Origin of the sequence: Dyadobacter frigoris, from assembly GCF_005280585.1 — a bacterium.
Taxonomy (GTDB): Bacteria; Bacteroidota; Bacteroidia; order Cytophagales; family Spirosomataceae; genus Dyadobacter; species Dyadobacter frigoris.
Genome location: NZ_SZVO01000005.1, coordinates 455,769 through 478,048 on the forward strand (window position 1 = coordinate 455,769; position 22,280 = coordinate 478,048).

General features: G+C 39.5%; 26 protein-coding genes. 17 read left to right on the forward strand and 9 right to left on the reverse strand.

The genetic code is table 11. The features are described from left to right. Positions 1 to 47: 47 nt before the first annotated feature. The 3 genes from FDK13_RS13400 to FDK13_RS13410 form a co-directional block, all read right to left on the reverse strand. The gene (locus tag FDK13_RS13400; protein ID WP_137340493.1) at positions 48 to 302 is read right to left on the reverse strand and encodes a hypothetical protein; all 255 of its coding nucleotides are present in this window, start codon (positions 300 to 302) and stop codon (positions 48 to 50) included. A 74-nt stretch (positions 303 to 376) separates the two neighbouring features. Continuing rightward, positions 377 to 568, reverse strand: coding sequence for a hypothetical protein (locus tag FDK13_RS13405; RefSeq protein ID WP_137340494.1), 192 nt, complete (start codon positions 566 to 568; stop codon positions 377 to 379). Then, positions 552 to 1,607: an AAA family ATPase gene (locus tag FDK13_RS13410; protein ID WP_137340495.1), complete on the reverse strand. Its 1,056-nt coding sequence runs from the start codon at positions 1,605 to 1,607 to the stop codon at positions 552 to 554. Before FDK13_RS13410 ends, FDK13_RS13405 begins: the two co-directional genes overlap by 17 nt. Positions 1,608 to 1,764: 157 nt before the next feature. Here FDK13_RS13410 and ileS point away from each other — a divergent pair, with 157 nt between their 5' ends. From ileS to FDK13_RS13435, 7 genes are all read left to right on the forward strand, one after another. Continuing rightward, on the forward strand, positions 1,765 to 5,196 hold the full coding sequence (gene ileS, locus FDK13_RS13415) for an isoleucine--tRNA ligase (RefSeq protein ID WP_137340496.1): 3,432 nt from the start codon (positions 1,765 to 1,767) through the stop codon (positions 5,194 to 5,196). A 231-nt stretch (positions 5,197 to 5,427) separates the two neighbouring features. Beyond that, complete coding sequence (locus tag FDK13_RS13420) at positions 5,428 to 5,868, forward strand: DUF6934 family protein (RefSeq protein ID WP_137340497.1); 441 nt, start codon at positions 5,428 to 5,430, stop codon at positions 5,866 to 5,868. Between the two features lie 26 nt (positions 5,869 to 5,894). After that, positions 5,895 to 6,059: a hypothetical protein gene (locus FDK13_RS35395; protein ID WP_170982792.1), complete on the forward strand. Its 165-nt coding sequence runs from the start codon at positions 5,895 to 5,897 to the stop codon at positions 6,057 to 6,059. A gap of 253 nt (positions 6,060 to 6,312) precedes the next feature. Next, positions 6,313 to 6,594: a DUF6934 family protein gene (locus FDK13_RS13425; RefSeq protein WP_137340498.1), complete on the forward strand. Its 282-nt coding sequence runs from the start codon at positions 6,313 to 6,315 to the stop codon at positions 6,592 to 6,594. Then, positions 6,533 to 6,757: a DUF6934 family protein gene (locus FDK13_RS36620; RefSeq protein ID WP_374756097.1), complete on the forward strand. Its 225-nt coding sequence runs from the start codon at positions 6,533 to 6,535 to the stop codon at positions 6,755 to 6,757. The genes FDK13_RS13425 and FDK13_RS36620 overlap by 62 nt, the downstream gene beginning before the upstream one ends. Positions 6,758 to 6,778: 21 nt before the next feature. Further along, positions 6,779 to 6,964, forward strand: a complete 186-nt coding sequence (locus tag FDK13_RS13430) for a hypothetical protein (RefSeq protein ID WP_137340499.1) — start codon at positions 6,779 to 6,781, stop codon at positions 6,962 to 6,964. A 26-nt stretch (positions 6,965 to 6,990) separates the two neighbouring features. Beyond that, on the forward strand, positions 6,991 to 7,770 hold the full coding sequence (locus tag FDK13_RS13435; RefSeq protein WP_137340500.1) for a 3-hydroxyacyl-CoA dehydrogenase: 780 nt from the start codon (positions 6,991 to 6,993) through the stop codon (positions 7,768 to 7,770). A gap of 154 nt (positions 7,771 to 7,924) precedes the next feature. Here the strand turns inward: FDK13_RS13435 and FDK13_RS36415 are convergent, their stop codons facing one another. Continuing rightward, positions 7,925 to 8,056 (reverse strand): hypothetical protein, encoded by a 132-nt coding sequence (locus FDK13_RS36415; RefSeq protein WP_262711818.1) that lies wholly within the window; start codon positions 8,054 to 8,056, stop codon positions 7,925 to 7,927. 254 nt (positions 8,057 to 8,310) lie between these two features. On the opposite strand from FDK13_RS36415, the gene FDK13_RS35400 reads away from it, so the two are divergent. Next, positions 8,311 to 8,466, forward strand: a complete 156-nt coding sequence (locus FDK13_RS35400; protein ID WP_170982793.1) for a hypothetical protein — start codon at positions 8,311 to 8,313, stop codon at positions 8,464 to 8,466. On the opposite strand, the gene FDK13_RS13440 is transcribed toward FDK13_RS35400, so the two are convergent. After that, entirely contained in the window at positions 8,463 to 9,212 is a 750-nt protein-coding gene (locus tag FDK13_RS13440; RefSeq protein ID WP_137340501.1) for a DeoR/GlpR family DNA-binding transcription regulator, read from the reverse strand. The two genes, FDK13_RS35400 and FDK13_RS13440, sit on opposite strands and share 4 nt — an antisense overlap. A gap of 126 nt (positions 9,213 to 9,338) precedes the next feature. Between FDK13_RS13440 and FDK13_RS13445 the strand changes: the two genes are divergently transcribed. After that, positions 9,339 to 9,878 (forward strand): 5' nucleotidase, NT5C type, encoded by a 540-nt coding sequence (locus tag FDK13_RS13445; protein WP_137340502.1) that lies wholly within the window; start codon positions 9,339 to 9,341, stop codon positions 9,876 to 9,878. Between the two features lie 79 nt (positions 9,879 to 9,957). Here the strand turns inward: FDK13_RS13445 and uvrB are convergent, their stop codons facing one another. Both uvrB and FDK13_RS13455 read right to left on the reverse strand, forming a co-directional pair. Beyond that, positions 9,958 to 11,976: an excinuclease ABC subunit UvrB gene (gene uvrB / locus FDK13_RS13450; protein WP_137340503.1), complete on the reverse strand. Its 2,019-nt coding sequence runs from the start codon at positions 11,974 to 11,976 to the stop codon at positions 9,958 to 9,960. A 78-nt stretch (positions 11,977 to 12,054) separates the two neighbouring features. Beyond that, entirely contained in the window at positions 12,055 to 12,909 is an 855-nt protein-coding gene (locus tag FDK13_RS13455) for a cupin-like domain-containing protein (protein ID WP_137340504.1), read from the reverse strand. A gap of 435 nt (positions 12,910 to 13,344) precedes the next feature. Between FDK13_RS13455 and FDK13_RS13460 the strand changes: the two genes are divergently transcribed. From FDK13_RS13460 to FDK13_RS13480, 5 genes are all read left to right on the forward strand, one after another. Then, positions 13,345 to 14,154: a helix-turn-helix transcriptional regulator gene (locus FDK13_RS13460; protein ID WP_137340505.1), complete on the forward strand. Its 810-nt coding sequence runs from the start codon at positions 13,345 to 13,347 to the stop codon at positions 14,152 to 14,154. A 67-nt stretch (positions 14,155 to 14,221) separates the two neighbouring features. Next, entirely contained in the window at positions 14,222 to 14,605 is a 384-nt protein-coding gene (locus FDK13_RS13465; protein ID WP_220417364.1) for a VOC family protein, read from the forward strand. Positions 14,606 to 14,657: 52 nt separating this feature from the next. Next, positions 14,658 to 15,224 (forward strand): DUF1003 domain-containing protein, encoded by a 567-nt coding sequence (locus FDK13_RS13470; protein ID WP_137340506.1) that lies wholly within the window; start codon positions 14,658 to 14,660, stop codon positions 15,222 to 15,224. Between the two features lie 29 nt (positions 15,225 to 15,253). Further along, positions 15,254 to 15,592 carry an avidin-fold protein gene (locus FDK13_RS13475; RefSeq protein ID WP_137340507.1) on the forward strand — a complete coding sequence of 113 codons (339 nt, stop codon included), beginning with the start codon at positions 15,254 to 15,256 and terminating at the stop codon, positions 15,590 to 15,592. A 35-nt stretch (positions 15,593 to 15,627) separates the two neighbouring features. Next, entirely contained in the window at positions 15,628 to 16,158 is a 531-nt protein-coding gene (locus FDK13_RS13480; RefSeq protein WP_137340508.1) for a YceI family protein, read from the forward strand. A 137-nt stretch (positions 16,159 to 16,295) separates the two neighbouring features. Here the strand turns inward: FDK13_RS13480 and FDK13_RS13485 are convergent, their stop codons facing one another. Further along, on the reverse strand, positions 16,296 to 16,799 hold the full coding sequence (locus tag FDK13_RS13485; protein WP_137340509.1) for a hypothetical protein: 504 nt from the start codon (positions 16,797 to 16,799) through the stop codon (positions 16,296 to 16,298). A 283-nt stretch (positions 16,800 to 17,082) separates the two neighbouring features. On the opposite strand from FDK13_RS13485, the gene FDK13_RS13490 reads away from it, so the two are divergent. The 3 genes from FDK13_RS13490 (at position 17,083) to FDK13_RS13500 (ending at position 21,465) form a co-directional block, all read left to right on the forward strand. Continuing rightward, positions 17,083 to 19,350, forward strand: coding sequence for a TonB-dependent receptor (locus FDK13_RS13490; protein ID WP_137340510.1), 2,268 nt, complete (start codon positions 17,083 to 17,085; stop codon positions 19,348 to 19,350). A gap of 32 nt (positions 19,351 to 19,382) precedes the next feature. Then, entirely contained in the window at positions 19,383 to 20,780 is a 1,398-nt protein-coding gene (locus FDK13_RS13495) for an HmuY family protein (protein ID WP_137340511.1), read from the forward strand. Between the two features lie 175 nt (positions 20,781 to 20,955). Further along, the gene (locus FDK13_RS13500) at positions 20,956 to 21,465 is read left to right on the forward strand and encodes an HmuY family protein (RefSeq protein ID WP_137340512.1); all 510 of its coding nucleotides are present in this window, start codon (positions 20,956 to 20,958) and stop codon (positions 21,463 to 21,465) included. An 89-nt stretch (positions 21,466 to 21,554) separates the two neighbouring features. Here FDK13_RS13500 and FDK13_RS13505 read toward each other — a convergent pair whose 3' ends face one another. Continuing rightward, positions 21,555 to 22,172, reverse strand: a complete 618-nt coding sequence (locus tag FDK13_RS13505) for a YdeI/OmpD-associated family protein (protein WP_137340513.1) — start codon at positions 22,170 to 22,172, stop codon at positions 21,555 to 21,557. Positions 22,173 to 22,280 lie beyond the last annotated feature (108 nt).

A 22,280-nucleotide genomic window follows, 5' to 3' on the forward strand; every position in this document is an offset into this window, starting at 1 on the left:
ATTCCGAACATATAAATAATATTTAACCCATGCCGGATATTTGTCTCCTAAAAGGTTCGTGCATTTCCAACCAAAAGTTTAGCATTAAACCTTACCTCAAATTCTAACTCGGCATTCAGGGATTGCGCTCTTCCCACGGGATAAATACTTTTTGCATTACCAAAGCTGATTATTGCTTCTAATTCATAATTATCGAAAGATACGCCACTACTCATAAATTCAATAATTGTACTTGCTAATTGCTTTTGAGCATCAATTCGTAAATTTCGTCTTTGTTTGACACCGACATTCTTTATTTCCAAAAAGCAAAACACGTCAATGCTAAATATTGCGCAATCGCAACGCTTGGCGTCTTTAACATTAAAAATACAACTGTCTATCGCGACAAAACTAATTTCTTTGTTGCCAGGATTAAGAACTGCAAAGTTACATCTTGATCCACGTTGTTACTTACGTAACAACGCTTTGGCTCTTCATCACTGTCATAAATTTCAAAGGATTTTTCAAATGTTTGCAAGCATCCACTATCACTCACTTTGGGAAAAGCATCTTCAATGGCTAGTTTCATTTTTTGTCCGATAAATTTCCATTAAAGCATTAAACTCATCACCAATATCCTCAGAAATTCCATCTAATTCATTTTCCGCAATAAGTCCTGTAATTGGACTTGTAATAGAACGCACCGTTCCATCAGCTACAAAATAAGCAGCAAATTCGTCAGGATTTAACCAGGATTCTTTGGGGATTATTTTTGCGATTTCTTCTGTTTGTTCAGAATGTTTTTGAGCAACTTTATATGCGAAAAGAAGATTATTTAGAGAAGAAAGGACGTATGGACTATGCGTTGTTAAAAGTAATTGGCTACCCTTTTTAGTGCATTTATCAGTTAAATCATAGATCAAATTTTTCTGTGTTGATGGATATAAATTGAGCTCGGGCTCCTCAATTATAAAAAAATTATCAACCTTATTTACATTGTTCTCAATAACTAGTTTCATCGGAAATATTGACTGATAACCGCTTGCACTTTCGCTTAAAAGAATGTCACCTGATTTTCCATTTGAGATATAGTCATTGCCATTTTCGTTTTTATAAAAAAGGGCTAAATAAGTTACTGGTAAAGAATTAATTTTCTTTTTTGCTACTGAATACTCTCTTGCAAATTCAAGAATGAAGCTAGGTATGGAAACTTCCTGGGTTAAAAGATCAAATATCGAATCTATAAAAAGTGGCACAAAAGTTCTCTCTGCTGGAATATAAAAGTGCTTAAAATCATCAAAATCTTTGGCCTTTATTCCAGTAGTTGAAGTAGCAAAATTGTAATTTAATTTAAGATCCCGATATGATATTTTACGAGTAAACGAATCTGCCACTCTGCTTTTTTCCAAAACAGTTTTAGTACTAACATATTTACGGCTTATACTATATTTTGAAAGCAGCTCTATAAGATTCTCTTCTCCGTTTTGTATGGAGTTAAATATCGCCACCAACTTCGCCAGCGTACTCTTCCCACTCCCCTGTGGCCCAATCAATACAGTCGTTTTTTTTATATCAAGTTCCGCGTTCTTGATAGGCCCAAAATCTCTTACGATCAGTTTATCTGCCATTTCTGTTGTCCATTTTTACAATATTACAAAATCTAACCTGTAATCATTGTTCCGCCTCCTTCCCTTTCACCCAAAAAATCCGTAAATTTGCGCTCTGAAATTTAGCAAGTGCCAAATAACGAAGCTTAAAGCTTACCGCTGATAGCTAACAGCCAATATGAACTACAAAGAGTATAAAAACCTCAGTTATCCACAGATTGGTGATGATATACTGAAATTTTGGAAAGACAATAAAATTTTTGAAGCGTCGATCGATACGCGTGAAGGTTCGCCTTCCTTTACTTTTTATGAAGGTCCGCCTTCGGCAAACGGAACACCTGGTATTCACCACGTGATGGCGCGTTCGATCAAGGATATTTTTTGCCGTTACAAAACCCTTCAGGGCTTTCAGGTAAAGCGTAAAGGAGGATGGGATACGCACGGACTTCCGGTAGAATTGCAGGTTGAAAAAGAACTTGGAATTACCAAAGATGATATTGGAAAAACAATTTCGGTAGAAGAATACAATGAAAGATGTCGCCAGACGGTCATGAAATTCACGGACCAATGGAATGATCTTACGGAAAAAATGGGCTACTGGGTGGATCTTGAAAATCCATACGTAACCTACGAAAATGAATACATCGAAAGCCTTTGGAGCTTGCTTAAAAAGCTTTACGACAAAGGTTTACTTTATAAAGGTTACACAATTCAGCCCTATTCTCCGGCTGCCGGAACGGGACTTTCGTCGCATGAATTGAACATGCCCGGCACATACAAAGATGTGAAGGATACGACGATTGTGGCGATGTTTAAGGTGAAATCCTTGGAAAGTTATCCTGTTTTTGCTGATGTTTCCGGTTTGGTTGATCTGCGCATATTGGCATGGACGACAACACCGTGGACTTTGCCTGCAAACTCAGCGTTGACAGTTGGTGCCAACATCAATTATGTATTGGTAAAAACATTCAATCCTTATACATACGAGCCCGTTGAAGTGGTTTTGGCTAAGGATCTGATCGGAAAATATTTTACCGAAAAAGGAAAAGACGGAGATTTCGAAGGCTATGCGGCGAGCGATAAAAAATTGCTTCCGTGGACTGTCTTGAAAGAATTTAAAGGAAAAGATCTGGAAGGCGTTGAGTACGAGCAATTGATGCCATACGTTCAGCCGGACAAACCCGCTTTCCGCGTGATTATCGGTGATTTTGTAACTACAGAAGATGGTACCGGCGTTGTTCATACTTCTCCAACTTTTGGTGCGGACGATTTCCGGGTTTCTCACGCCAATGGTATTCCGAGTATCATGGTGAAAGACGAAACCGGAAAAGAGGTACCGATCGTTGACCGTCGCGGACGTTTTGTTAAAGAAATTACAGATTATGCAGGCCGTTTTGTGAAGCCTGAATATTATTCGGCAGAAGAACAGGCTGATCCTGAATTCCGCGCAACGGACGTTTTGATCGCGATCAAACTGAAAGAAGAAGGAAAAGCGTTCAAAGTTGAAAAATACGAACATACGTATCCGCATTGCTGGCGTACGGACAAACCGGTTTTATATTATCCATTGGATAGCTGGTTTATCAAAACGACTGCGATGAAGGATAAGCTGGTTGAATTAAATAAAACGATCAACTGGAAACCGGAAAGTACGGGTACAGGCCGTTTTGGAAACTGGCTGGAAAACCTGGTTGACTGGAATTTGTCACGTTCTCGTTACTGGGGAACACCGCTTCCGATCTGGCGCAGTGAAATTGGCGAAGAAGTTTGTGTTGGTGCGATCAGCGAACTGAAAGAATTCCTTGAAAACGCAAACGCTTCAGGTAAATTATCAGCAGAGCAAGCAGAAAGCAATGCCGTTTACCTTACAAAACTTGGCGAAGGAGATTTTGATCTTCACCGTCCTTATGTTGATACTATTTATTTCGTCTCATCTCAGGGAAATATCATGTTCCGTGAGCCGGACCTGATCGACGTTTGGTTCGATTCTGGTGCGATGCCCTATGCACAATGGCATTACCCGTTTGAAAACAACGAAACGTTCAACGAAAGTTACCCGGCAGATTTTATCTCCGAAGGGGTTGACCAGACACGTGGCTGGTTTTTCACTTTGCATGCAATTGCCGGCATGTTGTTTGATTCGGTAGCGTTTAAAAACGTTGTTTCAACCGGTTTGGTTTTGGATAAAAATGGTAACAAGATGTCCAAACGTCTTGGAAATGCTGTTGATCCATTTGAAACGCTGGGGAAATATGGTCCTGATGCGACGCGCTGGTACATGATCACCAATGCGGAACCTTGGGATAACCTTAAATTTAACATCGACGGAATCCAGGAAGTACAGCGCAAGTTTTTCGGAACACTGGTAAATACTTACAATTTCTTCGCCTTGTATGCGAATCTCGATGGTTATAATTTCCACGAAGCAACGTCTGTTCCTGTGGAAAGCAGAACGGAATTGGATCGTTGGATTTTGTCAAAACTAAATACGCTGATCAAAGAAGTTGGCGAGCAGTTTGATGATTATAACCCAACAAAAGCAGGACGTCTGGTTCAGGATTTCGTGACCGATCAGCTTTCAAACTGGTATATCCGTTTGAACCGTCGCCGTTTCTGGAATCCTTCAAGCGAAAACGCTGGCTTGACAGAAGATAAAAAAGCGGCTTATGAAACGTTGCAGCATTGTCTGGTTACGGTATCTCAGCTGATGTCGCCAATCGCTCCGTTTTTTGCGGAATGGTTGTATAAAAGCCTGACGGATGGAATCAGAGAAGAAGCTAAAAAAGCGGATTCTTTATTAAAATTCGATTCCGTTCATTTGACTTACTGGCCGCTTGTTGAATATAACGACATCGATCTTGATCTGGAAGAAGCAATGGAAATGGCACAGTCGATCAGTTCGCTGGTTCACTCGATCCGTAAAAAACATAAATTAAAAGTACGTCAGCCACTTTCCAAAGTACTGATTCCGGCTTTGACAGAAAAAACCAATCGCCAGATTAAGCAGGTTGCTTCGATTATTTTATCGGAAGTAAATGTTAAAGACGTTGATGCAATCAACGATAACGACGGATTTTTCCATAAAAGAGCGAAACCTAACTTTAAAGTTCTGGGTAAGAAATTCGGAAAGGATATGCAGGCTGTTGCAGAGAAAATCAAACTTTGGGACAATACAGAAATCAAGCAATTGGAAAAGGACGGCCAGTATTTGATTACTGATCTTCATCCGGTGGCTGCGATTTTGATCGACGAAGTTGAAATCTATACTGAAGACGTTCCGGGATGGTTGGTTGCGAGCGAAAATGGTTTAACGGTTGCACTTGACATTACCGTTACCAACGAACTGCGTCTGGAAGGTATCGCGCGTGATTTCGTAAACCGTGTTCAAAATCTTCGCAAAGATAGTGGATTTGAAGTAACGGATAAAATCAAAATCACGCTTCAAAACAATGATGAATTATTGGCAAGCGCAGTCACTGCGAACCGGGAATATATCTGTCAGGAAGTTCAGGCATTGGATCTTAGCCTGGTTGGAGACCTTAACGGTTCTGCCAATGAGATTGAAATGGATGAATTTTTATTGAAAGTGAAGATTGAGGTTGTTTCTTAGGTTTTAAGAAAACGCAGCGTTAGAGGAGTTTAAAAAGGAGGTTCACAGAGATTTTTGTCTTTGTGAACCTCCTTTTTCTTTTGGTTGTGTAACTTATGTTGATCTGTTACGTATTAGATAAGAATCTGTTTGGCGAAAGATTAAATTATGTTCTGATGAAAATCTTAAACTCTGTGGCTCTCTTTTTCCTCTGTGGGGCTGTGTAACCTAAGACAATAGTCTCGTTTATTAATGAATTACAAACCATACGCACTAAATATAAATGAAGACCATACCCGCTTTCAATTTCAGAGCATTGGGAAACGAGGTGTTTTTGAAAAGGTGATTTTATTCCAATTGTTAGCTGATGATATTTACAATCTTGCTTTATTAGATTACAATCCCACTTCTCAGGAATACAGTGATTTATCAGTAACCAACAATGGTGATATGCCGGAAATTTTTGCCACTGTCATAAAAGCTGTAACCGCGTTTTTAATCGAATACCAAAGCAAGAAAATTTATTTCGAAGGAAGCACTCCTTCGAGAACTCGACTTTATCAAATTGTTATTAACAAAATCTATAACTCTGATAATCAAGATTTGATTATACTAGGGCTTAAAAACGAAAAATGGTATCCATTCGAACGTAATATTCATTTCGACGGTTTTTTAATTAAAAAAAAGATTTAATTTAGATGAAATTAATTTTCATAAAGATGAAAGTTTTAGAAAAAAATATCAAGAAAGCGAGCGAGCGAGGAATTATATATGATCCTTCTTTAGACAATTTGCCTGTTCCACAAATCGCCTTAGAAAAAGCCGAAAAGGCAAGAGAAACATTGAGAAAGTATCCTGTTCCTTCTCATTTTAAAAGGAATTAATTTTAGGAAACACAGAGTTAGAAGAGTTTAAAAAGGAGCGGACGCCGTGCGGGTTTACAGAGATTTTTTGTCTTTGTGGGGCTCCTTTTTTCTTGGGTGTTTGTAACTTATGTTGATCTGTTACGTACTAGATATGTGAATCACAATATTCGAAAAACTTAAAAGTCTCGTGGATAAAATGTTTATCTCTACGATTCTACTTTTTTTCTCTGTGAAGCGCTGTGTAAACTAGTTCTGATAGAAATATGATATAATGAGTAGCAAACCATACACACTACACATCAATGAAGACAACTCCATATATCAATTTCAAAGCATTGGAAAGAGAGGTACTTTTGAGAAGGTAATAATTATCTCTTTACTGGGCAATCCATGCAATTTGGCTTTATTAGATTACGATCCGGTTACTGATGAATATACTGATTTATCTGTTACAGATAATGGTGATATGAAGGAGGGTATTAGCGACCGTAATGCAGGCCATAAAGTTATTTCTGACTGTAAGACCAAGCAAGCTGGTTCAATTTACCGGTAGCTCACAATCTCGAACGCGATTGTATCAAATTGCAATAAATAAGGTCCATTTGGATCTTAAAAATGATTTCGAAATTTATGGCTGGATTGATAAGGAGTGGGTTCCGTTTGAGTCAAACTTATCATTCGAAAGTTTTTTAATTGGTAAAAGTATAATAACTTAGATATAACTAAATATTTTTGTCATGAAAACATTACAACCAAAAGACGTAAAAAAAGTACCAAAGTACGGTGCTATAATTATTGATAAATCTCTAAATGACTTACCAATACCAGCGGCGGCGCAAAGAAAAAACGATGAAGCCCGCGCATTCTTAGAAAAACATCCAATTCCTGAGCATATACTAAATAGAGTTCGAAGTGATAAGTGATTTATAATAATTAGCTCTCACACTTCATGCAACTACAAAACTCCACAGCCCTTATTACCGGCGGCGCTTCGGGACTTGGTGAAGCGACAGCACGATTATTTCTTTCACAAGGAGCCAATGTTGTTATCCTTGACCTCAACGAAACTTCCGGAAAAGCACTTGAACAGGAGTTTTCCGGAAAACTAAAATTTGCAAAAACAGATGTATCGGATGAGCTTGATGTAAAATTGGCTATTAATTCAGCTTTGGAAACATTTGGTTCGATTCAGATTGTTGTTAACTGCGCCGGTATAGCAATTGCCCGAAAAACCATTGGAAAAGTGGATGGAGTTTACGGTCCGCATTCGTTGGAAGCTTTTGAAAAAACAATTCGAATTAACCTGATTGGAACGTTCAATGTGATTCGCCTGGCCGGTTTTGCTATGGAGAAAAACGAACCGAATACAGAAGGTGAACGTGGCGTAATCATTAACACAGCTTCCGTAGCAGCCTATGACGGTCAGATGGGACAGGCAGCGTACGCCGCAAGCAAAGGTGGGATTGTAAGTATGACTTTGCCTATTGCACGTGAATTTGCCAAAGCAGGCATTCGCGTAATGACCATAGCACCAGGATTATTTGAAACGCCGCTATTAATGGATTTGCCTGAAGAAGCGAGGATATCTTTGGGACAACAAGTACCATTTCCATCACGCCTGGGACGACCGTCAGAATATGCATTGTTAGCAAAATCCATTGTTGAAAATCCGATGTTAAACGGTGAAGTGATACGATTGGATGGTGCGATACGGATGGGAGCGAAATAAAGAATTGGATATGAAACAACAGCGATATCATAAATTTAAACTTCCAATTTTCAGTTGGTTGTTTTTCCTGTTTCTGTCATCTGGCATTTCTTATTATCACAACAATCTGCAATTTGGAAAACCGGTCGTAGTTGAACGAGTTGACCAGTTAATTTTAAATTCCGGCAAGAAGGAAAATATTGCTAAATTCTCCATAGGTCCAATAAAAAGCACCTACTTTCAGACTGCTGATTTCAATTTTCTTCGAATAAATCTGTTGTCCAAAAAACTTAACAACCTCATTCATATTGCCTTAATAAGACAATCATCTCTGTTTGAATTATTATCTCAAAATATCATTCTTCATTTCAGAAGCCGTAATTTGAGTTCTAATATTTCTGACGATCTTCCTGATTTCATTTCTTAAGCAGGTATTCTTTCTGCGCAATTCCTAGTATTCTTTTTGTCGAAAAGCCAGGTAATCTATTGCTCAGGCAATCCTTTAATTCCCATTTCAGGAAGTAAGGTTTCGGCTTGTTTTATTACTTCAATTCAGGAATCATGAAAATCAATAAGATAATACTCAGAGTCATAAAGTGGCTCAGGTATCTCAGCATTGCCTATATGCTGGGATTTGCCAATGTTTTGAATCAGGAAACGAAAACGATGGATGACACTTTTAATAAGATCGAACAAACATCCGAAGATGAAGATTAAACCATCTTGATTCCCATCGATTTATAGATTTCAAATACATCCAGATTGTCCGGCTGATCGGTTATAATCGTTGTTAATTGATTGGTCGGACAAACATAATACGCCTCAGCCGTTCCAAGTTTTTCCACGGTCGAAAGCGCTATAATTTCTCTGGAAGATTCTACCATGGCCCGTTTCACCTCACTTTCTTCATAGTCCGGACCGGTTACACCAAGCTCAGGATGAATACTGCATATTCCTGAAAAGCATATATCTGCTCTGAATTTCCGGAAATATTGGATGGTTTCATTTCCAATGGTAACAAAGGAATTTTTCAAAAGCCGTCCGCCGGCGAATAACACTTCTACTTTTTCATGCTCTTCTAAAATACTGGCAATGGGAAAACTGTTTGTCACAACAGTTAAATGCATATCCTTTGGCAAACCCTGAGCGATTAACATAGCAGACGTTCCTCCATCGAAAATGGCAACCTGTCCATCTTTCACAAAGCGTAAAGCCTTGTTCGCAATAATTCGCTTTTGTTCGTTTCCATATTCCACTCGATCTTTAAAATGATGAGGGCCTGGCGAGTGAGGTACAGCCCCACCGCGGACAGACTTTAACAATCCCTGGTCGGCTAATTCCTTAATATCCCGTCGCACGGTATCCTCGGAGACTTTTAAAACATTACTGAGTTCGGCTAAATGAACTTTATGATCCTGTCCAAGCTGACTTAGTATAACCCGAAAACGTTCTTCTTTTAACATAAACCTACAATCAACTTTTTGCAAATATAATGATTTATTAAATTAAATATTGCAAATTATTGCAAATAGTATTTACATTTGCTGCATAAAATCGCAAAACCATTACACAATATTCTATATTTAAAAATGAAAAAAACAGTAGCCATCGACATGGACAATGTCATTGCAGATATCGCAACAAACTGGATTAGTTTATACGAACAAGAATTTGGTGTTCGGGTTGAAAAAGCGGAATTGCTGGGAAAACCAGAAGATTTTGCATTCCCCGATCCGGCAGCAGCAAGAAGCCTTATCTATAAACCGGGATTTTTCCGCAACGCACCTGTGATTGAAGGAGCCGTTGAAGCATTGAAAGAATTACAGAAAGACTTTGATGTATATATCGTTTCGGCTGCTATGGAATTCCCAAATTCCCTGCTTGAAAAACACGATTGGCTGGCTGAACATTTCCCTTTCATTTCGTGGAGAAACATTATTTTCTGCGGAGATAAAAGTGTGATAGGTACCGACTTTTTAATTGATGATCATTTGAAAAATCTGGATTTTCACAAAGGAATGCCGATACTTTTTACGGCCGGACATAATGTTAATGTGACCAAACACACGAGGGTTAATAACTGGATTGAGGCTGTGGAATTATTGAAAGCGCATGTTGAGGTTGTTTAAATTGTTAATTTCTACAAGTATTCCGGTGCTCTGCACCCATGAGAAGTACCGAAATACTTGTAGATCGACTTAACGCTTTCTATGCCTTACTCTTAACCTGCTCCTTTAACTGCAACAATTCATCACGCAGCCTCGCAGCTTCCAAAAAGTCCATATCTTTCGCTGCACTTTCCATTTTTTTCTGGGTTTCATTAATGAGTTTTTGAAGATCATTTTTACCCATATACTGAACAACCGGATCTGCCGCGATGCGGATTTCACTTGGTTCAACATAAATTTTCCTAGGTTTCGAATCTGCAACAGATGTTTGAGACATAATCGCTTCCTTCGATTTCAGGATTGTTTTTGGCGTAATTCCGTGCTCTTCATTGTATGCCAATTGTATACTTCTCCGACGGTTTGTTTCACCAATTGCTTGTTCCATAGAGCCGGTAATTACATCAGCATACATGAGAACTTTCCCGTTTTCGTTACGCGCCGCACGACCGATTGTTTGAATCAACGAACGAATATCTCTAAGGAATCCCTCCTTATCTGCATCCATAATAGCAACCAACGAAACTTCCGGTAAATCCAGACCTTCACGTAAAAGGTTAACACCTACCAAAACATCAAAAACGCCAAGACGTAATTCCCGAAGAATTTCAACACGATCCAGCGTTTTAACTTCCGAGTGAATATAACGGCATTTTATACCAACACGATCCAGATATTTGCTCAATTCCTCCGCCATTCTTTTAGTAAGCGTCGTGATCAAAACCCTGTCGCCCTGTTTGATACGAATATTAATTTCTTCTAATAAATCGTCAATCTGATTTAAACTTGGCCGCACTTCAATTTCCGGATCTAATAAGCCGGTTGGACGAATAATTTGTTCAACCACAACACCATCCGAACGGCGTAATTCATAATCCGCCGGTGTTGCGCTTACATAAATAGTCTGCGGAGTCAGGTCTTCAAATTCCTGAAACGTCAACGGACGATTGTCCATGGCGGACGGCAAACGGAAACCATACTCCACCAATGCTTCTTTTCTGGATCGGTCACCACCCCACATCGCCTTGATTTGGGGCATCGTTGCATGACTTTCATCCACAACCATCAGAAAATCTTCCGGGAAATAATCCAGTAAACAGAATGGTCTCTGACCTGGCAAACGTCTGTCAAAATACCTCGAATAGTTCTCGATACCAGAACAATAACCGAGTTCCCGCATCATTTCCATATCAAATTCAGTACGCTCTTTAACACGTTCAGCTTCTGATACTCTGCCATTATTGGTAAAATAATTAATCTGTTTTACCAGATCATCCTGAATTTCTTTGATCGATTGAGCAAGTACGTCACGGCCAGTGACAAAGAGATTTGCAGGAAAAATAGATACTGCTTTTTCGCTGGAAATTTTCTTTCCTGATTCAGGCTCAATGCGTTGAATCTCTTCAATCTCATCTCCGAAAAAGATGAAACGATAAGCAAAATCCGCATAACCAGGATAGATATCAACCGTGTCGCCTTTCACTCTGAAAGTTCCGCGGCCAAATTCAACTTCGGTGCGGCTATACAAAATTTCTACCAGTCTGAATAAGAACTGGTTTCGGCTAACAATATCTCCAAGTTTTGCTTTTACAATGCTCTTTTTATATTCATTTGGATTACCAGCACCATAAATGCATGATACAGAAGCCACTACGATCACATCACGACGTCCACTCATTAGAGAAGAAACCGTATGTAAACGCAGTTTATCAATTTCCTGATTGATCATCAGGTCCTTTTCAATATAAGTATTGGTGCTTGAAATAAAGGCTTCGGGCTGATAATAGTCGTAGTAACTAATAAAATATTCAACCGCATTATTAGGAAAAAACTGCTTAAACTCGCCATAAAGCTGAGCAGCCAAGGTTTTATTATGGCTCAACACCAACGTTGGACGATTGATTTCCGCTACCACATTGGCTACTGTAAAAGTTTTCCCGGAACCCGTAACACCTAACAATGTCTGAGCAGGTTCTCCGGCTGCAATTCCCTCTAAAAGTTGTCTGATTGCCTCAGGCTGATCTCCCGTAGGCTGGTATTCTGAAGTGAGTTCGAAATTCATAACAAAACATAAAAGGAATACAAATCATAACGCATTCCAAAGATAAAATAGTTTCTTTGGAATGCGCCGCTATTTTCCTTATGCTTCCTGAGCAATTAATTGCTGTGCTTTTTCTACCGCTTTTTTCTCTTTCCAATGCTGCCATTCGATACCTAGCAGCGAAGCCATTCCCTTATCTACAACAGTATGACGAACAATATTCATACCACCACGAACAGCCGTAAAGACAGAATTATTCGCTCTCAAAGCAAGGCTGAAACCTCCATCAAGATATCGGATATAATGCCACCAAAGCGAAGGAATAAAAATGGTTTCACCGTGCAGCAAAGTCGTTTCATGACCAACTGCACCTTTCATTGCCGGGAAGCGCTCGTAATCCGGATTGATCGGATCCACCTTGCTCATTACCGTAAAGGGATGCTGGTAAAGTCTTGTGCTTTCTTCCGGTGAAAACAAAATAACCTGCTTACGGGTATGGAACTGTGTCAAAAATACATTTGAGCAATCCATATCATAATGAAGGTTTGTAATAGAGCCTTCACCACCGAAAAATACAAATTTATAATATTTCAAAAATCCATCCATAATGGTTGGAAAACGGATATCATCAGTTAAAGAAGGTGCTTTTTTGAATATATCAAAAAGGAAAAGTCTTAAATCTGTCGGACCTTGTTCAATCAGTGAAAGATATTCTCCAAATTTCATTGTTTTGGCAATCTGGAAATATTTATCCGCATCATGCATGTGGTTATCCACCAACGGAATCTCGATTTGTCCATGGTTTTCACGAAGCCATTCGAACGTCCATTTTTGCATGGCTGGCCAGTCTTTTGCCAAATCTGTAAAAACGACAGGGCGGCTTGGCTTCAAATAATTTTCGATAAACTCTTCGCGTGTAAGTCCGGTACGCTTTTCTATGGGCACTAATTTCATGACAGAAACTGAGTATAATTAGTAATCGACTGAGTAAGAAAACTGACGCCAAACCTTCCGGATAGCTGACCAGTTGCTATTAATAACAATTCTAATTTGAATAATAGTTCTAAAAAAATCAAGATTTCAAATTCAAATACTGCAAACAGGCAGCTTTTGTTATCTGTTTTACCTGAACAATTTAAATTATTATACCGAATTATGTTTCAAATGTATTAAAGGAATTCGGAAATATACCTATTGCTTTTTAAGGTAAAAGTAATCATACTTTTTTATCAGACTTATATCACAGATAGTTATCTTTATGATACGTCGCCAAAAATATAGGTATCAGGAACTATAAAAAATGACAACAATCACTTTCCAGGGCAATTCCTAAACGTATCCTCATTTTCAAATATTGAATGGTTTCAATCAGGACTAATTTCAGGATTTATGAAATATTTAACCATTTCTCCTTCCCCAAAACTTTCCGGATTCGTCAGGTGCTTTTGGGTACTGGAAGACGAAGTAAACTCTGAAAAACCCTATATCCACCGGGTTATGGCCGACGGTTGCGCCGAAATGATTTTTCACTATCAAACTCCTTTTGACGAAATTTTCTCAGAAGATAAAATCGAAACATCGTTCCATTCTGGCCTTCACGGTCAATCTCAAAATTTCCGTCGTTTTATTGTTCGTCGCAACTTTGGGATTTTTGGTGTTTATCTTTATCCTTTTGCTTTACCATTCCTGTTCTCAATTCCTTCGGATGAACTGAGCAATGAAATGCCGGATCTTCCAACTTTGATGGGAAATGAAGGTAAGATTCTCGAAGAAAAAATAATGCTGGCAGAAACTAATGAGAAAAGAGTCGAAATCATTTCCGGATTTCTTGAAAAAAAGATAGCCCGGAATTACAGACACGAACCCGCCGTCTTTTCAACAATTTGTAATATTATTGAGACAAATGGGATTGCGAATGTCCAACAAATGGCTGAACAAAGTTTTTTATCAACCCGACAATTTGAAAGAAAATTCAAAGCTTTTTCCGGTTTCAGCCCGAAGTTATATTCCAGAATTGTCCGCTTTCAATCCACATTAAATATGTATGGTGATTCTGAAAAATCACTTACAGAAATCGCTTACGAATGTGGCTATTATGATCAGTCTCATTTTATTCATGATTTTAAAGAATTTTCCGGCCAACATCCCCGATTCTTCTTTTCCGGAAAAGCAGAAGGCGCAGAATACAGGGATAAATAATGTCGTGTTTTTACAATTATGCGGTTTTAAAGCATGATACATTTGCTTAAACATTAAAACAAAAGCTATGAGCACTATGAAAATCCCAAACGGGCATCAAACGATTATGCCCTATTTAATGCTGGAATCGGCTGAGAAATTCATTGACTTCACCACAAAAGTTTTTGGCGCAGAAGTAACGTTCAAGAAAATGCGCGACGACACTGACGTTGTCATGCATTCTGAAATCCAGATTAACGGCAGCACAATTATGTTTTGTGACAGTACTGAAAAATGGAAAACGGAAACGGCTAATCTTTTTATTTATGTTGAAGATGCTGATCAAACGTATCAAAAAGCACTTTCCGAAGGCGCAACCACTATTATGGAGCCGGCAGATCAGGAATATGGAAGAAGCTGCGGCGTAACCGATCCGAGCGGAAACGTTTGGTGGATTACTTCTGTGAAATAATTTGTAAGCCATCTTTAATTCGTACTTTTAAAATAAAACTCCCGAATTAAAGATGGCCGAAGTTATTAATGAAGTTGACGACATTCTTGCCAACCAAAGCGAGCAGATTAAAAAATTACATGATATTGTCACCAAAGCTTTTGAAGAAGAAGAGCTTATCGTGGATAATCTTGCACATCCGCCACAGGAAATCTTAACGCAGGGACAACGGGTTTCCGACAAAGTTGCCCGGTTTGGTGGCAGCTGGACGTTTATTATTATTTTTAGTGTTATCCTCGTTATATGGATTATCTACAATTCAACGCTTCCCAAAGCGGAACAATTTGATCCCTATCCATTTATTTTGATGAACCTAATCCTTTCATGCGTAGCAGCTATGCAGGCCCCTATTATTATGATGAGCCAAAATCGCCAGGAAGAAAAAGATAGAATTCGTGCGGAAAATGATTATCTGATCAATATGAAAGCTGAACTGGAAGTACGCAGCCTGCATCAAAAAATGGATTTGCTTTTGGAAGAACAGATAAAAACGTTATTTGATGTACAGGCAAAACAACTTGATTTGTTAAAAAGACTGACTGAACGCGTGGATAGTTTATGCATCAAAAACAACCTTTAAACAACACAGAAATATCTAAGTAAGGAAGAATGATTAATTACGACGGCAAAACTTTTATTCCGCTTTCCAACTCTGAAAACGGTGAGGTAGATTTGGGAATGCAGTTTCATTACAAACAATCAGGCAACCTTCTGACGTCGGAATACGTAGGTGCTAATATCCGTTCAGGACATTTAATTGCACTTGTTGACGGAAATGGATGCCTGGATATGCGCTATCATCAGGTAAACGATCGTGGCGAAATCACAACCGGCATCTGTAAATCAACACCGGAAATTAAACCTGACGGAAAAATACGTTTGTACGAAAAATGGCAGTGGACCTCAGGAGATTTATCCGAAGGAAATTCAATTCTGGAAGAATTATAAAACCCTGTGTTGCCGAAACCTTTAAAGATTCGCTTATGAAATTCAAATTCGCAGTTTTAGTTATCGCTGTGCTGGTATTTTTCCAAGGTCAGGCACAAACCTCGAAAGTGGTTTCCGGTTCTACCGATTTTAGCGTAAAGTTTATCCTTGGAACTTGTAAAGGCACTTTTAACGCGCCAAAAGGAGGAGCTATTTTCGATCCAAATAGCTTGAACACCTCCACGTTTAACCTCACCATTGCGACAAATTCTTTTAAAACGAACAGCGATGGAAGAGATAAGGATATGAAAAGTGACAAGTATTTCGATGTTGCCAAATATCCTGATATTCATTTCAAATCGTCAAAAATTGAAAAGAAAGGGGAATTATATCAAGCTATCGGCACTCTGACTATTAAAGATATTTCCAAAACGGTTACGTTTCCTTTTGAAGCCAAGAAAAATGCTGATGGTGGCTATGCCGTTTCAAGCACTTTTGATATTAATCGTCTGGATTATAAAGTTGGTGAAAGTAACTGGAAACTGAAAGATGTCGTCACTGTGACGATTAAGGCGGTTATTAAATAAACATATCGGCCGTACCTACGGCACTTTGGAATTATTCTGCATCGTTCCGACCCCGGGTTGAAACCCGGGGCTACAATGTTGGTCGTGCCGAAGGCACTGGTTCGCAGATTATAAATCTGCCTTTATTGGATTTCGATTCAAAAACATATTTTCGTTTGGGAAAAATGATTCCCCATCCGGATCCAAAATGCCGTAGGCATGACCGATTTATATCCACGGCTTTCAACCCGGGCAAAACCGATCCCAACCTCAAATCCAAATGCCGTAGCATGATCAACATTGTAGTGCGAGGCTCCAACCCCGGGAAAAAGAATCCCCCAAACCCAGATCCAAAATGCCTTAGGCACGACCAATTTATAACCCCGGCTTTCACAACCCGGGAAAAAGCAATCCCAAACCCAGATCCAAATGCCGTAGGCATGACCGACATTGTAGCCCGGGGTTTCAACCCCGGGAAAAAGAATCCCCCAAACCCAGATCCAAAATGCCTTAGGCACGACCAATTTATAACCCCGGCTTTCACAACCCGGGAAAAAGCAATCCCAAACCCAGATCCAAATGCCGTAGGCATGACCGACATTGTAGCGCGGGGTTTCAACCCCGGGAAAAAGAATCCCCCAAACCCAGATCCAAAATGCCATAGGCATGACCAATTTATAACCCCGGCTTTCACAACCCGTGAAAAAGCAATCCCAAACCCAGATCCAAATGCCGTAGGCATGACCGATATTGTAGCGCGGGGTTTCAACCCCGGGAAATAAAGCGTTGCCCAAATCAGCACAACCTCAAATTAACAATATAATTTCATTCAAAAATCCAGTCAAAGAGAGATAATAAATTATTTCCCCAACAATTACTTTGTAATTAGTCTAATTAACTATTTATTTGTAAAATATAATTGGTCTAAATTGATATACCCCTCAAATGAAACATCTATTTACACTCATTTGGATTCTGTCCTTACTTGGTGCTCAGACAGTAATCGCACAAAATGGAGAGATCAGAGGAAAGATTTTAACGCAGGACAATAAATCTTTCGAAGGTATAAACATAACTTTGAAAGACACCAAATATGGTAATACCACGAATGCTGACGGCAAATTTTACCTAAAAGCTCCGCAAGGAAATTACACGCTGATCGTAAGTGTTTTAGGAAATGAAAAGAAAGAATTACCTGTTGAAATAACCGCCGGAAAAATCCTGACACTGGAAAATATCCAGCTTCAGGAAAATGGAATTTCACTCCAGGACGCAGTAGTTACCGGTCAATTCGGCAAACAATCTCTTCGCAATTCCGTGTATCAGGTCCGGACAATTGATAGTGAACGTATCCGCCTGAGAGGTGCAACCAATATTCAGACAATCCTGAACACGGAGTTAGGAATCCGGTTTTCGAACGATCCTACCTTGGGAACCACCGATATCCAGCTTATGGGTATGACCGGGCAAAGTGTAAAAATACTATTGGACGGAATTCCACTCGTTGATCGTGGTGCAACACGTGAAAGTCTTGGACAAATCGACATCAATACGATTGAACGAATAGAAATTGTCGAAGGACCTATGTCCGTCATTTATGGTACCGATGCCCTGGCAGGAGTTATTAATATCATTACAAAAAAAGGTGATGGAAGTGATAATTTATCCGTTTCCGCAAGAATTCAGGAAGAAACCATTGGTGATGAATACAATGCTTTCGATAAAAAAGGCACACATAATGAAAACATTGGCATCACTTGGCAGAAAAAGGGATTTCAGTTAAATGCCGGTGTGACACGAAATAATTTTGGAGGCTGGCAGGGAGATTCTACCGGCCGCGTAAAAGCCTGGATGCCAAAAGAACAAATGCTTTACAACGCAGGAATTGGCTATTCAAAAGAAAAATGGAATGTTTGGTACCGTTTTAACGGAACAGATGAAACCATTAAATATCTTGGAAATATTAATGTCGCGAATACAGCCGGAGACAAAGATTATATTACCAAACGGTGGTTTCACCAGGCGCAGGGCGAATATCATGCCAGCGACAAGCTAGGTTTCACAGGAGCACTTTCTTACACAGATTACAGCCGAAAAACACTGAGTACCAATATAGACTTCAATACTGGAAAACGGACTCTCTCTCTGGATGCTGCCGCTCAGGACAAGTCAATTTTCACTACCGTATTTTTCCGGGGAACAGCACTTTACAAAATCTCTCCTAACGTATCTCTGCTGCCGGGCATTGAAGTTAACAACAATAACGCCAGTGGAGCAAGGATCAAAGGTTCTCCAACAATCAACGAATATGCATTTTTTGTGTCATCAGAGTTGAAGATAACGCCCGCTATCAAGTTAAGTCCGGGTGTGCGGTTTCTCAAAAATTCAGTTTATGACGCGCCTCCTGTAATTCCTTCCCTTAATGCCAAGATCACGCTGAACAATGTGCTCGATTTGCGTATGGGTTATGCGAGAGGCTTCCGTTCTCCTGCTTTGCGTGAATTATATTTTGATTTCCATGATGCGTCGCACTCTATTAATGGTAATGTAAACCTGAAAGCTGAATATTCGAACAGCTTTAATACATTTCTGGTTTGGCACGCTATGCAGCAGTCTTCGCTAAAAGTGACTTCTACTTTGGGGGGATTTTACAACATTTTTCATAACAGAATCGATACCGGTTTTGATCCGGCCAATCCTAGTCAAACCACTTATCTCAACATCAGCCTGTATAAAACGACAGGCGTTAGCCTCGACAACAAATTTTATTGGAAAAACCTTCAGGCAACTTTGGGTGCCACTTATATCGGAACTTATAATGAAATCCTGGATGAGTCAGAAGGTGTAACAGAGGGCCTGCCTGAATTTGTGTGGTCGCCGGAAATCAATGCGAATCTTCTTTACAACTTTTCAAAAATCGGAGCAAGTATTAATTTCTTCTATAAATACACTGGCAAAAAACCTGCTTATGCACTGATCAGCGGCACACCGGTTACTGCCAGTTTAAGACAGATCAGCGGCTATAACATGGCTGATCTCACTGTCACCAAAACATTAGGAAAGTATATAAACCTGATTGGCGGAGCAAAAAATCTTTTTGATTTAACGTCGATCAAAAACACAACAATTGGTTCCGGACATGACGCTACCGGACCAGGATTTAACGGTCGCTCCTACTTTCTTGGCATGAATATCCACTGGTCTAAAAAATAATTATTACCCTTTTTAAATTAATCAAAACAATTATGAACAAATTATTCAAGCCTCTACTCATTATTGCCTTTTTAGGTATTTTCAATGCCTGCACAGACGACGATCCAGCGTTGCCGGACAACACTGCCGCCTTCGAATCAACTGCGCAAGGTTTTGACGGAGAATCTGTTGACGTAAAAATCGTATTGAGCAGAGCAGCTGAAACAGCTACGGCTATTTCGGTTTTATTGACACCAACTTTGGTAACTTACGGTACACAATTCACTACAACTCCTGCGGCTACTAATAATACTTTGGCGCTAACTGTCCCTGCCGGAGCAAGCAGTGTTACTTTTAAAGTGCTTAAAACAGCAGGTGTTCTTTTGAATGGAGACGAAAGTATCCAGTTTAAAATTACTTCTGTGGCTTCACCAGTTTTGGTTGGTACAAATACGGACTTGAAGCTTAGTTTCAAAGCCATCATTTCAGACGGAACAAGTATTCAGCTAAATGGAATCGCGGGAACAGAAGCCGGTTCAAGTGCAGCAAATTCTGTTTTTCTTGACCTGAGCGCGAATACGCAAACGCCTGTATTACGTGACAGCTGGGATCTTGGCTTTTATGCAGGAACTGATTTCAGAGTTACAATAAATACCTCAAACGGTGCTTCTGCAATCGGACTCGATAAATCTGATCTTAATGCTGTAACTGCGGCAGATATCGACCTTACAAAACTGGCAATCGGACAAGGACAGGGAACATTGGCGTTATCTGATGGTTATTCAGGCAAGCTTGCAGAAACCCTTATCAAAGAAATTTCTGCAACGGATGCTGACAATAAAGTTTATATCCTGAACCGTAAAGGCGGTTCAGCAACTGTTTTGCCAGCCGACCAGATATATAAAATCCGAATTATCCGTAAAGGTACTACGGGTTATACTTTGCAATATGCATTGTTGAACGATACCACTTTTAAAACCCTTGATGTTACGAAAGATCCAACTTACAACTTCCAGTTTGTTTCACTTGTAAAAGGTGCTACTGTTGCTGTTCAGCCTGCAAAAGCACGTTGGGATTTTGAGTGGGGTTACAGCATGTACTATACTGCATCAGGAACAACCAATATTCCTTACGGATTCTCCGATCTTGTTTTCATCAATCAACTTGCTGGTGTGACAGCAGCGGAAGTTTTGACAACAACTGCAACTTACGACGCTTATGTAGAAAGCAATATCGCCACTACTACATTCAGTGCTGATCGTGATGTGATCGGTTCGAAATGGAGAGTAACTTCGGGTGGTACTGTTGGTGTAAAAACGGATCGTTTCTATGTTATCAAAGATGCTGCCGGAAATGTGTACAAACTTAGATTCATAAGCTTCACATCGACAGATGGCGGAGAAAGAGGAAAGCCGAAACTGGAATACAAACTGGTTAAAAAAGGAGCTTAGTCATTCCCAAATTATCTTAAAAATCAGAGAAGACAGCCATAAGGCCATTTTCTGTGATTTTTAAGATACAAACAGATTTTTAATCATGCTTACATCTCTTATATATATTTCAATATTAATAACTTCGTTACCAAACGGTTCATCTTTTAGTCAGTCAGCTAAATTCGAATGCACTATGAGTAACGAAATATTAAAATCTGAAATTCATGTGATCAAAGATTTCAGTGCAGTTACCCAACCGAACGCTTATAATTATTTCAGCCTTACAAGTGGAACAGAAGTTGCGGCAGCGGATTCTAAAACTACTAAATGGGACCTTGCTTTCAGCGGAACCACAATCCTGACAAATGGCGGAACCAGCGGATCAGGACAAGGCGGCGCAATCATTGTTGAAAAACCATTTGATACCATTACCGAAGCACCAAAAGAAGGTTATAAAGTGGATGGCGGAAGCGGAAATGCAATTGCGAGCGGCAGCGGAAATTCCTGGTATAAATATGATATGAGCGTCCACGCCATTCTTCCAATTGTGGGAAGAACCATTGTTGTAAAAACAGCAGAAGGCAAATTCGCCAAAATAGAATTCATCAGTTATTACAAAGGCGCACCGGAAGATGTGCCCACTGAAGAATCAAAATACTACACTTTCAGATATGTACTGGCCGACGAAAACGGCAGGTTTTAAAAAAGGCTATCGGCTCTCGGCTATCAACTTGTTCTGAATAGATTTTAATTCAGGCAAATTCCGACAGCCGACCGCTGAAAGCCGATAGCTTACCTCTGATATTTCCAATGCCTCGCTTTCCCCTCTTCCATCCATTCAACAGCTTGTTGCATCCTTTTTATTCTGGTTGTTTCACTTTTTGCTTCAACAATCCAGTCGACGTATTCCTTTTTTTGCGATAGCGTAAACCGTTCAAAATTTTCCTGAGCATCAGGATTATCATCAATAGCTTCCAGAAAATAATCCGGTATTACCAATTCTTTCACCACTTTTTTCGCAGGATCTTTGGTAAGTTTTACCCCTTTATCAATCAATGACATGGCGTCATGAATAAGCGCAAATATTTGTTCTTCCGAAGGTAGATCTTCCACTTTTGTTATTTTTCCAAACTGACTCATTCCGCTGGCTTCTTCAACTTCCGAAAATAATTTATCCGGATCACTCATCTTTGAAGCCAGCCAAAAGTGGAAGCGACAATGATTTTTGAAGGCTGCCATATTACATAAATTGTAATTGTTATATTCAAAAAAAGGCATACTCCATTTCATCGTTTCCTTCACTTCCGGACATGCCGCATGAACCGTTCCCCGCCAATAATCAAGAATCGGCATAGCAAAATCAGCCGATTTAATTATGTATGCGTCAATACGAGGATCTCTTAAACCCATGGTAAATTGATATTAGAGGTTTATGAAAGGCTTTTGTTACTTCAGAACAAAACGATTTGAATTATTTAAAAATCATCAAAAGATAATTAGTCAACATTCGTGCATTCT